The sequence below is a fragment of the Sulfitobacter sediminivivens genome (assembly GCF_042611115.2).
Taxonomy (GTDB): domain Bacteria; phylum Pseudomonadota; class Alphaproteobacteria; order Rhodobacterales; family Rhodobacteraceae; genus Sulfitobacter; species Sulfitobacter sediminivivens.
The window spans coordinates 37,485-48,908 of the sequence record NZ_JBHGAR020000016.1; the positions used below are offsets into that span (position 1 = coordinate 37,485).

The 11,424-nt window shown below is 58.8% G+C and carries 11 protein-coding genes; 2 read left to right on the forward strand and 9 right to left on the reverse strand.

What is annotated here, in order from left to right; genetic code table 11:
• Positions 1 to 12: 12 nt before the first annotated feature.
• The 7 genes from ACEWL3_RS15415 to lptF form a co-directional block, all read right to left on the reverse strand.
• Positions 13 to 594 carry a putative periplasmic lipoprotein gene (locus ACEWL3_RS15415; protein ID WP_386180329.1) on the reverse strand — a complete coding sequence of 194 codons (582 nt, stop codon included), beginning with the start codon at positions 592 to 594 and terminating at the stop codon, positions 13 to 15.
• Complete coding sequence (rsmA, locus tag ACEWL3_RS15420) at positions 591 to 1,442, reverse strand: 16S rRNA (adenine(1518)-N(6)/adenine(1519)-N(6))-dimethyltransferase RsmA (protein ID WP_386180332.1); 852 nt, start codon at positions 1,440 to 1,442, stop codon at positions 591 to 593. Before rsmA ends, ACEWL3_RS15415 begins: the two co-directional genes overlap by 4 nt.
• 61 nt (positions 1,443 to 1,503) lie before the next feature.
• Positions 1,504 to 2,481, reverse strand: a complete 978-nt coding sequence (gene pdxA / locus ACEWL3_RS15425; protein ID WP_386180335.1) for a 4-hydroxythreonine-4-phosphate dehydrogenase PdxA — start codon at positions 2,479 to 2,481, stop codon at positions 1,504 to 1,506.
• The gene (locus ACEWL3_RS15430; protein WP_386180338.1) at positions 2,474 to 3,697 is read right to left on the reverse strand and encodes a peptidylprolyl isomerase; all 1,224 of its coding nucleotides are present in this window, start codon (positions 3,695 to 3,697) and stop codon (positions 2,474 to 2,476) included. Before ACEWL3_RS15430 ends, pdxA begins: the two co-directional genes overlap by 8 nt.
• A 5-nt stretch (positions 3,698 to 3,702) precedes the next feature.
• Positions 3,703 to 5,850, reverse strand: coding sequence for an LPS-assembly protein LptD (locus tag ACEWL3_RS15435; RefSeq protein ID WP_386180341.1), 2,148 nt, complete (start codon positions 5,848 to 5,850; stop codon positions 3,703 to 3,705).
• A gap of 4 nt (positions 5,851 to 5,854) precedes the next feature.
• Entirely contained in the window at positions 5,855 to 6,952 is a 1,098-nt protein-coding gene (lptG, locus tag ACEWL3_RS15440) for an LPS export ABC transporter permease LptG (RefSeq protein ID WP_386180344.1), read from the reverse strand.
• The gene (gene lptF / locus ACEWL3_RS15445) at positions 6,949 to 8,079 is read right to left on the reverse strand and encodes an LPS export ABC transporter permease LptF (protein WP_386180347.1); all 1,131 of its coding nucleotides are present in this window, start codon (positions 8,077 to 8,079) and stop codon (positions 6,949 to 6,951) included. Before lptF ends, lptG begins: the two co-directional genes overlap by 4 nt.
• Positions 8,080 to 8,228: 149 nt before the next feature.
• Here lptF and ACEWL3_RS15450 point away from each other — a divergent pair, with 149 nt between their 5' ends.
• Together ACEWL3_RS15450 and ACEWL3_RS15455 are read left to right on the forward strand one after the other, a co-directional pair.
• The gene (locus ACEWL3_RS15450) at positions 8,229 to 9,701 is read left to right on the forward strand and encodes a leucyl aminopeptidase (RefSeq protein ID WP_386180350.1); all 1,473 of its coding nucleotides are present in this window, start codon (positions 8,229 to 8,231) and stop codon (positions 9,699 to 9,701) included.
• A 7-nt stretch (positions 9,702 to 9,708) separates the two neighbouring features.
• Positions 9,709 to 10,167, forward strand: a complete 459-nt coding sequence (locus ACEWL3_RS15455; protein WP_386180353.1) for a DNA polymerase III subunit chi — start codon at positions 9,709 to 9,711, stop codon at positions 10,165 to 10,167.
• Here ACEWL3_RS15455 and ACEWL3_RS15460 read toward each other — a convergent pair.
• A complete protein-coding gene (locus tag ACEWL3_RS15460) occupies positions 10,164 to 10,739 on the reverse strand; it encodes a retropepsin-like aspartic protease family protein (RefSeq protein WP_386180356.1) in 576 nt (191 codons plus the stop codon). The two genes, ACEWL3_RS15455 and ACEWL3_RS15460, sit on opposite strands and share 4 nt — an antisense overlap.
• Positions 10,740 to 10,790: 51 nt before the next feature.
• Entirely contained in the window at positions 10,791 to 11,423 is a 633-nt protein-coding gene (locus tag ACEWL3_RS15465) for a MarC family protein (protein ID WP_386180359.1), read from the reverse strand.
• Position 11,424 lies beyond the last annotated feature (1 nt).

Genomic DNA, 11,424 nt, shown 5'->3' on the forward strand with positions numbered 1-11,424 from the left:
TGGGAAATGCCTTTACCCCGCCACTTCCCCCGGCAATGCATAGCGCACCAGCCCTTTTTCGCGCTGCACGTCAAAGCGACGCCGCCAAGGGTATTTCGTGTCCTCGGGAACACGCGACCAGAACAACACGCCGCCCTTGCGCCAGGGGTCTACCACGATGCCTTGTTCCATCGTATGGCCGCGCGCCGAAATAACGGCGCTGCTGTGTTCGATCAGGAAGCGTCTGTTGGCATTGGCGATGGCGCGGTGAACCTCCAGCGTTTGGAAACCCTCTTGGTTTAGGCGTGCCTCCATATCTTCGGCCCAGTGGCGGCACAGGCCGCGCGGTTTTTCACCGCGGTTGACTTTGGCGTTGTGTATCAGCGGCGGATCGGTGATTTGATAGGCAATCGCAAGGGTGTGCGAATACTCATAGGAAATCCGCGCTGCGCGGGCGGCCTCGCTGGGGTCGACCTGCGGGTCAAGTGCGCGCAGGCTTTGGGCCAGTTGGGCAATCTGGGCCTCTGATCCGCGTGGCGGTCCGTTTTCCCCGTGGCCGGCGGCACAGGCGCTCAGCACTGCAAGCGAAAAGAAAAGGGCGAGTAATCTGATCATGCTTTGGCAGCCTTTTCGATTTCGCGGGCCAGTGCACAGAAGCCTTCAAGCGGGATCTGTTCGGCGCGGTCGGTGGGTTTGATGCCAGCGGCGCGCAGATGGGCTTCGATGTCCGGTGCCGCCCCTTTGAGGGCTGCACGCAGCATTTTGCGGCGCTGATTGAATGCGGTGGCGACAACCCGGCTGAGCGTGGGGGGATCAGCGGGAAAGCGCGGCGCGGGCAGGGCGGTCAGATGCACCACACTTGAGGATACCTTTGGCGGGGGCGTGAAGGCACCGGGCGGCAATTGCATGACAATACGGGCATCGCTGCGCCATTGGGCGAGTATGGCCAGACGACCATAGGCCTTGGAACCGGGGGCGGCGACGATCCGCTCTGCGACCTCGCGCTGAAACATCAAGGTCAGGCTTTGCCAGAACGGGGGCCATGTCGGCGGGGTTAGCCAGCGCACAAGGAGTTCAGTGCCGACATTATACGGCAGGTTCGCTGCAACCCGGATCGGTGGTGTCAGATGGGCGAGGGGATCAATTTCAAGGGCGTCCCCCTCGATGACCGTCAGCCTGCCGGGATAGGCGGCTGCGATCTCGGCCAAAGCAGGAAGGCAGCGTGCGTCTTTCTCAATCGACAGCACATGGCGCGCCCCCTCAGACAGCAATCCACGGGTCAGCCCGCCGGGGCCGGGACCGATTTCAAGCACATCACAGGCGCTCAAGTCACCGGCCTGCCGGGCAATCTTGGCCGTCAGGTTCAGATCCAGCAGGAAATTCTGGCCCAGCGATTTGCGCGCAGAGAGGCTGTGGCTGGCGATCACATCGCGAAGTGGCGGCAGGGTGTCGATGGCGCTCATCTTGCAGGCCTCGCGCCGGGTGGTGGGGCCGGGATATGTGTATTTTTGAAACAATGAAACCTCATGTGGTACGCGTGGCCATGTGGTGCGCCAGTTTGATAGCTTCAATCATGCTGGTTGGGTTAGCGATGCCCTTGCCGGCGATGTCAAAAGCGGTGCCATGGTCGGGCGAGGTGCGGATAAACGGCAAGCCGAGGGTCACATTCACACCTTTGTCAAAGTCCAGGGTCTTGATCGGGATCAGCGCCTGATCATGGTACATGGCGATGGCCACATCATAGCGTGCGCGCGCGGCGGCGTGAAACATCGTGTCCGCGGGCAGGGGACCGGTCAGATCAAACCCTTCTGACCGCATCTCAGCCAGCAAGGGTACAATCCAGTCGCGTTCCTGCGTGCCCATTGTGCCGCCTTCACCCGCATGCGGATTCAGACCCGCAACGGTGATGCGTGGTGTCGAAATGCCGAAATGGTCCTTGAGGCTGGCATGGGTGATCTCGATCGTGCGGCGCAATCCCTTTGGGGTCAGTTGGTCCGGGACCTGTTCCAAGGCGATGTGGATGGTCGCCGGGACCACACGCAATTGGTCAGAGGCGAGCATCATTACCACATCATCCACACCACCAAGGGCCGCCAGATATTCGGTATGGCCGGGGTAGGCGAAACCGGCCCCGTCTTTCAGCGCCTTTTTGTGAATGGGTGCCGTACAAAGCGCTGCGGCCAGACCGTCACGCACCATCGCAACGCCCTGTGCAATCATGTCAATCACCCCTTGCGCATGACCCGGTTGCGGGTGCCCGTGTACCGCGTCGCTGCCAAAATCAAAGGCCAGAACGGGCAGGGCATCGGCGCAGATCGTCATCGCCTGATCTGCGGATTGGATGGTCCGGTGCGGTATGTCGCCCGGCAGATGACGCGGGTCACCAAGCCAGAGCATCGGGATTTCACCGCAGATGGCCGACCATGCGCGCGCGGCGACCTCCGGTCCGATCCCCGCAGGCTCGCCGCAGGAAATGACGATCGGGCCGGTGCCGTTACTCATTTATCGAAATTTGGGCATCCGCACGCAGCTGTTCGAGCAATTGATCGGCGTAGCCCTGCAATTTACGCTGGCGGATGGATGCGATCACGCTGTCGCGGTCAACCTCAGCGTTGGCTTCGGCGGTGCGTTTGCACAGCATCAGGAACACCAGCGTCTGGCCATCCGCGCGGGTCAGCGCAATGGAGGATTCACCGGGATCGAGCTTGGCCAGTTCAATGGCGACATCTTGGGGGATTTCGCCGGGCTTTTTGGCCCCACGGTCAAGCACTTCGGCGGGCTGTCCCTTGGCGATGCCGTAAAGATCATCGCAGACATCAACCTTGGCGCGCACTTTGGCCGCTTGCGCCAATCCAGCCTCTGACCGGCCACCGGGAATGTAATAGGCCGCATAGTCAATCTCGGAATAGGCGCGTGAGGGGGTTCCGGTTTCTTCGATGCCGCGCAGTTGGAACAGCGCGATAGCATTCGGAATTGGCAGCGGAGCGGTCACTTCGCCCGGGGCCAGAGCCAGAATGATCGGGTGCAAGGAAGGAGGCAGCTTTTCAAGTGGGGTCCATGGCATCCGACCCCCGTTGCCGCGCGATGCGGTCGCGGAATAGCGTCGCGCATAGCTTGAGAACTCTGCCTCGGACTGGGTTTGGGAAATCTGATCCGCCAATGCCGCAACCCGCGCGGCGTTTTGGGGAGGGGCGGGAATGATGATCTCGGACAACAGAACGCGGATGCCGGAGCCTGAGCCGTCCGCCCCAAGGGCGCGGTCTATTTCGGCGTCCGAAATGGTCACGGTGTTGCCATAGCGGGCGCGGATATAATCACGCCAAAGCACCGATATGGTCACAAAATCGCGAAAAGTTTCCTCGTCCACACCAGACTGGCCCAGAGCGGTGATGAATTCTTCTGCGGTCAGGTTTGCCCTTGCGGCAAAGTCGGTCTGGCCCTGTCGGACCTCTTCAGGGGAAAGTTCGCCGCCCGCCTGGCGCATCAGTGCGCTGCGCAACCGGTCATCGATCAGCCCGTCAACCACGCTTTTGCGATCAGAACCGGGCGCATTCAGCAATTGCAGGAACCGCTGCCGCTGCTGGACTTCAAATTCCGTCACCACAGAATCGTTGACCCGCGCAACCGGTGCAAACAAATCTTGCGCCGCAGCCCCCTGACCCATCACTGCGATCAGGCCAAAGGCGGCAATGCATCGGATCACTTTGGAAAATTTCATTTTGATTAGTTCCGACATGAGCGCACGTATCTTTCTTTTCCGGTTGAGGCGGCAAAACCCCTTAGGCCGATGTTAAACCCGATATTGGTAGAGGGCTCAACACTTGTTGAGGACGAATAGCGGCGATTGACCGAAAGGTCGACCGTGACACATTCATTGTTATAGGTCAGACCAAAGCCCGCCGTTGCGGAGCGGTCATCGGCGATGTCAAAGCGATAGTCTGCGCTGGCAGACCATGCGCTGCTGATTTTGTACAGGCCATCCAGTGATATTTCCGAGATGTCCTGGGGGCGGGCCTCGGCCGGGTCAGCGTCAAGCCAGACATAACTGCCGCCCATGCTGCCCCGCGCGAAGTCCCAGTCGCCGCGCAGTTCGGCTTTGGAGAATTTGAACTCTTTGTCAAAAATGCTGCGCCCCGTCAGTGACAGGCCGTTCGCGGTCTTGATCTGGCCCGCAAGCAACAGATCAGACGAGGTGCCGGCCAATCCGGAGGTGTTGGTGAATGCCGGGTCCGCCTTTTCGCGCAGCACCTGACCCACGGTAATATGCGCGTCCCAGCCTGCGGGATCGATGCGGGACCAGTTCAGGCCCACGGCGGCGATCCCATGGCGTTCGCGGCGATCAGGGCGTGGAAAACGTGACAATGCCAGCAGGTTGCCTTCGTCGAATTCGACACGGGTGCTTTCTTCGTTGGGAATGACAAGCCGGTCGCCACCGATCCACCCAAGCTGTGCCACGGGTTCCAAGGTTTGCACGACGCCGTTGCGGCCCCGGCGCACCATCGGATAGCGCAACGCCAGCGCTGCATGCGGAACAAAGTCCGAATGGTTCTGGGCAAAGGTTGAATCCTGCGTGATATCGAAAAAGCCAAAATTGGCACCGACACGAAAATCTGCGACCACCCCTGATTGCAATGTCAAACGCCGCAGCCAGTCAACCTCGCCATTGATCCGGGCCACATCGCGTCCATCCACGATCAGGTCCGGGTCCGGTCCATCTATGCTCAGGTCGGAAGTGCGCCGATGGCTGTGCGCCTGCAGCGCGACGCGAAACTCGCCGCCCATGGACGCGGGGAAGTAACGCCGCTGGTATTCACCGTCCAATACCAGCGTGGGCAAAGTGTCGTTGTTTTCGTTGTCCCGCAGGGATTCAAAATTAAAGAGGCTGGCACGGACATATTGGTCCCGGCGCGCCCGACTTACGGTCAGTTCTGATGTCAGCCTGTCTTTGCCCGAATACCCATATTCCGTCAGATAGGCGCGGTCGCTGGTTGTCTCAATCGCGAAGTCCAGCTTGTAGTCGCGGGCCAGATCAAAGTGCCCGGACCCGAACAGATAAGCGCGTGTTTTGCCAGGGCGTTCATCATCGCGCGACACTGCGCCGTTGAATTCAATGCGTCCCGTCCGGTATGCTTGCCGATAGCGCAACTCAAGGGTGCGGGTGCTGCTGGAAAGATAGGGTGTCACGGTCAAGTCGCGTCTGTCGCCTATCTTGATGAAATAGGGGATCTTGAGGCCAGTGCCCAACTGCGATGTGGTGCGGATGGAGGGCGTCAAAAAGCCAGTGGCTCGGTCCAATGTCGGATCTGGCAGCCGCAGCCGGGGCAGGTAAAAGACCGGGATGTTCTTGATGCGAAACTGCGCTTCGTCGAAAAAAAGCTGCTGTTCGAGCTGGTCATGTACAACGCGTTTCGCGCGAATTTGCCAAAGGGGTGCTTCGCCGTCATCGCAAATCTTGCAGGAGGTCACGGCGGTTTTGTAAAGCTGGCTGTAGCGTCCCTCGACCCGATTGATCTGAACTGCGGCCAGTTGCAATTGCTGATCCAGGATCAACCGCGCACCCGTCAGAAGGCCGGTTTGCAGATCCTGATCAAGCTGTGCAGCATCGGCCAGAATGACGGTGTCATCGCCTTCGCTTAACACAATTGGACCTTCAATGATCAAAGCCCCGGTTTGTCGGCTGTAGCGGATAGACTGGGCGCGGATGCGGGTCGTGCCCTGAAACGCCTCGACATTGCCTTGTGCCACCAATGTTCGGTCGTGGGTGATGAACACCTGATCTGCCACCAGAACGGCGGCCGCCGGGGGCGCGTCCTGTGCGGCCAGCAAAGCTGGTAGCGAGATCAGTGCAAGAAATGCAAGGACAAGCCGCATGTGATCAGCCGTCCTCTGCATGTAGGAGCAGGCCCAACGCCAGCAAAATGGCGGCTGTCGGCGGAGCCCAAGCGGCCAGAACCACAGGTATCTGACCGTTCTCGCCCAAAATTTGCGCAAAGCTGCGGATGAAATACAAACCAAACCCCAATAGCACAGATGCCAGTACAGCCACCCCTGTACCACCAAATCTGGTATGACGCATGGTAAAGGCGCTCGCAACAAGAACCATCGCGATCAGGAAAAATGGCCGCGCAAGCTCAGTTTGAAGCCACACTTTGTGGCGGCGTGGGCTGAACCCTGCCTGTTCGAGCTGCAGAATGAATTCAGGCAAATCATAGATCGAAACGGCGGCGGGTTTCCCAATGCTTTCGCGGATGCGTTCGAGGGTCAGCGTGGAAGGTATGGTAAGGTTCTCGTAGTATTGCGCGTTGCCTTCGGCATTGGTGCCTGCCTGCAGTGGCCAGGATTTTGCATCGCGCAACAACCATCCGACATCGGTGAGTGCGGCGCTTGCCGCCTCAATGCGCCGTGTTGGTCCGCCATCCGGCGCATACGACAAGAAGGTCACGTCATAAAGGACCGAGGCATCGTCGTTTGACCGCCACGCCCGGATCACGGTCTGGCCCAGGGCGCTGCCCTGACGCAGCCACAACCCTTCGTCACTGATCGACAAGGCCGAGGCACCACCGGCGCGGTAACTCTCGGACAATTGCAGATACCGTTTGCCAGTGGCCGCAACGATAGGGTTCAACACGCCCACCGCCATCACACCGATGATAAAGGCAACAACCACAGGGGCAATCAGCGCGCGCATGGCAGAACGGCCCGCCGCCCGCGTGACCACCATTTCTGAGGACCGGGCGAATGAGATAAACAGCGCGACGGTGGCCAGAATCACGATCAGCGGCAGGATCAGGTTGATGGTTTGCGGCGTATTCAGCAGGGTCAGTCCCATGATGTTTTTCCAGCCGATGTCGAGACTGCCGAATTTGCGTGCCTGATCAACGCCATCAATCAGCACCACCAGTGCAAAGAGCGCGATGGTGATCATCATGAACACCGCTGCAAAGCGGCGGGCGAAATAAAGGTGCAGGATCATGGCGCAACCTCTTTGCGGCGCAAACGACGCAGCCAATTGGGGTGTGACGCCTGCCATAACATCGCCAGAACCAAAATAAATCCAATCGCCGAGGGGACATACATCAACAGCCAGGCAGATGCATCACTGCGCACGGGGTCGACCAACACCCCGCGGATGCCGTCGATGGTGATCAACAGGCCAAACGAGATCACCACTTCGCGCCACACGCCGAACCGTGAATAACCGCCGACCATCAGCGTCGAAAACCCGATCATCGCCGCGATGATGCAAAACAAGGGTTGGGCAAAACGTGAATGATATTCCTCGGCAATGACGCCCGCGCTGGTGCCGGTGCGTTTTTCGAGATTGGACCAATCTGACATGAGATCCGGCGTGGTGATATTGCCGATGGATTGGCTGCCAGATGTGCTTTTGTCCACGAGGGCGGAAATATCGAACGAGAAATCGCGAAACTTTGCCGTGGCCAGACGTTTGTCGATGTTGCTCAGCCGTTGCGCCAAACCATCGACCATGATCAGTGTTGTCCCATCGCCATTGCGCACAAGATATGCCTCAGCAGCGGTGTAGATCACACCTTCATTCGGGGTTCGGCGATCGGACAGAAACACATCGCGCAGCACCCCATCGGCGTCGATAATGCGGGTATAGAAGGTAACTTTTTCGGTGGGATGTAAAAATGTGCCTTCGGTCAAGAGCCGCGCGGTCACGTTCTGGGATATCTCATTTTCCCGCTGGTTCAGCTGCGCCTGCGCCAGCGGCACCAGAATATGCGTCAAAATCGACATCATGAGGGCGACGCAGATGCCATAGGCCAGCACCGGACGCGCCAACCGCCATGGGCCGGTCCCGGTTGATTGCAGCACGGTCAATTCAGATTCGCTCATCATCCGGTTGGTGACATAGACCGCGCCGGCAAATGCCGCGATGGGCAGAACGGTGGTGATCAGTTTGGGCAGGCCAAGTGATGCAAATTCAAGGAAAACAAGGGCGGATTGGCCGTCACCGATCAACCGATCAAACAAAACGACAGCACGGTTGATCCAGAACAACGCCACAAGCACAAGCGCAAAGAAGCCAAACAGCACAAGAAGCTGCGACAGCATATAGCGGTCGAATTTGGCCACTGCGATCCCCCAAAAAGATGCTCTGACGGCTGTTTTTCGGCATCGTAACCCATAATGTGGTGCGGGAAAACTGATATCTGTTCATCCATCTGGTCATGGGCGTTGTGCCGCGATAGGTCTTGTTTGAATTTCTAGCTGAGGCGCGCAATATGACTGACCTGACACCTATCTCTTTTGCCGATACAGATATTGACCAAATAGCTGGCCATGCTGGCCGGATTGCGGTGCTTATTGACCGGGATGGCCGCCTGGATGCAGGTGCGCGGCGGGTGAATAAATTAACGCGTGGCGGTTTGGCGCGTCTGATCGAGGGTGCGCCCTTTGCCAAGCTCAAACCGGGGGATGCGGTGGCGATGGCCTATCCCGGCGGCTTGGCTGCTGATGCAGTGGATGTGGTGTGCCTGCCAAAAGGGGCGGACCGCCATGTAGCGCGCCGCGCGGGCGCATCCTTGGCCAAATTGCGCGGTCAGTCGGATGTGTTGATCCTTGCGGCGGGAACCCGGCGGGTGGCCGAGGTCGCCTATGGTGTCGCCCTGCGGGATTATCGCTTTGATGACCATAAAAGCGACGCGGAAGCGCGCAAAGGTGCTGTGCGTGTGATGTGCAGCAAGCCGGATGCCGCGCAAGAAGCCTATGCCCCGTTGATGGCCATTGCCGAAGGCGCGTTTATGACCCGCGATCTGACCAATGCACCAGCAAATGTGCTGACCACTACTGCGTTTGCGGATCAATTGGCGCAGATGAAAAGCATTGGCCTGAAAGTTGAGGTTCTGAATGAGGATGATCTTGCAAGCCTTGGAATGAGAACGCTTTTGTCGGTTGGTCAGGGATCAGATAGCCCATCGCATGTGGTGGTGATGCGTTGGGACGGCGGCAAAAAAGGCGCGGCCCCGCTGGCGCTGGTTGGCAAAGGCGTGGTTTTTGACACGGGCGGGATCAGCCTGAAACCCGGCGCTGGCATGGAAGACATGACCATGGACATGGGCGGTGCGGGCGTGGTCTCGGGTGTTATGCGGTCACTGGCGCGGCGCAAGGCGGCGGCCAATGTCGTGGGGTTGGTGGGCATTGTCGAAAACATGCCCTCGGGCAATGCCACCCGCCCCGGCGATGTCATCACCTCGATGAAAGGCGACACGGTAGAAGTGATCAACACCGACGCCGAAGGGCGTTTGGTTTTGTGTGACGTGATGTGGTACGCGCAGGATCGGTTCAAACCTGCGGCGATGATTGATCTTGCAACACTGACGGGTGCAATTGTCGTCAGTCTTGGCCACGAGAATGCAGGCGTGTTTTCAAATGATGACGCATTCTGCGCTGCGTTTTTGAAAGCCGCCAAAACCGAAGGTGAAGGGGCCTGGCGGATGCCATTGGGCAAAGCCTATGATGATCTGCTGAAAAGCCGCATTGCCGATATGAAGAACATCGGTGGTCGCATGGCCGGGGCCATTTCGGCAGCACAGTTCCTGCAACGGTTCGTAAAGGACGGGATGCCATGGATCCATCTGGACATTGCAGGTGTGGCGTCGGTCAAGACCGATACAACGCTGGCCCCAAAAGGAGCGACCGGATGGGGCGTGGCGACACTGAACCGTCTGATATCCGATATGTTTGAGAAGGATTGATCAGGCCATGGGTGCCGCCTATTTCTATCAATTGACACGCAAGCCACTGGTGGACACGCTGATCATGCTCTTGGGCAAATCGTTGGAAAACGATTGGAAAGTTGCGGTGCGTGGAACGGATATGGCGGGGCTTGAAGCGCTGGACAAGGCGCTGTGGATGGGGCCGGAGGATGGATTTTTGCCGCATGGGCTTGCAGGCGGGCCGCATGACGCTGATCAGCCCGTTTTGTTGACCTTCGGGACAGAGGCCGCCAACGCGCCACAGTGTGTCATGTCGGTACATGGGGCGGATGTTGGTGTGGATGAGGTCGCAGCACTGGACCGGGTCTGTATCTTGTTTGATGGCGATGACGAGGTTGCATTGGACCGCGCACGCGGGCAATGGAAGACGCTGAAAGACGCGGGAGCCTCGGCGCAGTATTGGTCCGAGGCCTCAGGTCGCTGGGAAAAGAAGGCGGAAACCTAACGGGTCAGCATCAGCTCGCCATTGGCGATTTCCAAACGGCCCCAGCGTTGCAGATATCCCATGCCAAGCAGGGAATCCTCCATCTGACCTCCGTTGACCACCGCCGCTACGTCGCGGTCGGTCACATCACCCAATTGCACTGCATCAAGGCGCACAAAAGCGGTCCGTACCTCGCCGTTGGCCGTGTTTGCGCGCCCCTGGTAGGTCAGTTGATCGGGGTCCAGCCCTGCACGTCGTGCGTCAGACTGGGTGAGCACCATGTCGGTTGCGCCCGTATCGAGCACAAAGCGCACATCGGTGCCGTTGATCTGAACCGTGAGGTAATAGTGGCCATCCGCACTGCGCGGAACAATGATCTGACCGGCATCTGTCATGCGGGTCTGGGATGCGGAGCGGCTGATGTCTTGCCACAGGCCCACGGCTGCGGCACCGCCAACAAAGATCATCGCCCAAACCGCAGCATGTTGCAGCGTCTTGTTCAGACCTTCGCGGGTCTGCATCAGGAACCAGCCGGCAATCATCACCAAAAGGACAATGAGGTAGATCAGGCGTGAGGTGTCGAAATCGGCCATTTGGTGCCCTTTATGGTAACTGAAGTCATATAGGGGCGGTTTGCCGGGTTGTCAGCCCATGCCGGGACCAAAACCAAAAGCGGAAAGGCCATCGAGCACAAATTGTACGGACAATGCGGCCAGCAACATGCCCAGCAACCGGGTGATGACGTTGATCACCGATTTGCCAATCACCCGTTCCAGATAGCCACTGGCTTGCAAGGTCAGCGCCATCACCACAAGCACGAAAAGAGTAATGCCGCTGACAGTCATTAACCCTTCCCAGCCGGGTTTTTCGCCGGTGAGCAAGATCACCGTCGCAATTGCCCCAGGCCCAGCGATAAGCGGGATGCCAAGCGGAAAGGCGGATGGATCGTTGTGGTCGTCTTCTTCGGCGGTATCGGCGCGGCGTTTGGTGCGCCGTGCAAAAAGCATGTCTAGGGCAGTGATGAACAGCAAGATACCGCCCGCGACCCGGAAAGCGGGCATCGAGATGCCGATAAAGCCAAGCACCGCCTCGCCAAAGGCTGCAAAGATGATCAGCACGGCACCGGCAATGATGCAGGCACGCCAGGCCACGCGGCGGCGCTCTGCATCGGTCATGCCGGGGGTCAAAGCCAGAAACAGCGGCGCAATGGCAATCGGATCGACCACCACAAACATGGTGACAAGGGCAGTGACCATATAGGCGGTGTCGAGTGTCATT

Coding starts and splice junctions, on each gene's coding strand:
- pdxA (WP_386180335.1), bottom strand. CDS start 2,481: ATGAGTAACGGCACCGGCCCGATCGTCATTTCCTGCGGCGAGCCTGCG.
- ACEWL3_RS15415 (WP_386180329.1), bottom strand. CDS start 594: ATGATCAGATTACTCGCCCTTTTCTTTTCGCTTGCAGTGCTGAGCGCC.
- lptG (WP_386180344.1), bottom strand. CDS start 6,952: ATGATCCTGCACCTTTATTTCGCCCGCCGCTTTGCAGCGGTGTTCATG.
- ACEWL3_RS15430 (WP_386180338.1), bottom strand. CDS start 3,697: ATGAAATTTTCCAAAGTGATCCGATGCATTGCCGCCTTTGGCCTGATC.
- ACEWL3_RS15435 (WP_386180341.1), bottom strand. CDS start 5,850: ATGCGGCTTGTCCTTGCATTTCTTGCACTGATCTCGCTACCAGCTTTG.
- ACEWL3_RS15465 (WP_386180359.1), bottom strand. CDS start 11,423: ATGACACTCGACACCGCCTATATGGTCACTGCCCTTGTCACCATGTTT.
- ACEWL3_RS15460 (WP_386180356.1), bottom strand. CDS start 10,739: ATGGCCGATTTCGACACCTCACGCCTGATCTACCTCATTGTCCTTTTG.
- ACEWL3_RS15455 (WP_386180353.1), top strand. CDS start 9,709: ATGGGTGCCGCCTATTTCTATCAATTGACACGCAAGCCACTGGTGGAC.
- rsmA (WP_386180332.1), bottom strand. CDS start 1,442: ATGAGCGCCATCGACACCCTGCCGCCACTTCGCGATGTGATCGCCAGC.
- ACEWL3_RS15450 (WP_386180350.1), top strand. CDS start 8,229: ATGACTGACCTGACACCTATCTCTTTTGCCGATACAGATATTGACCAA.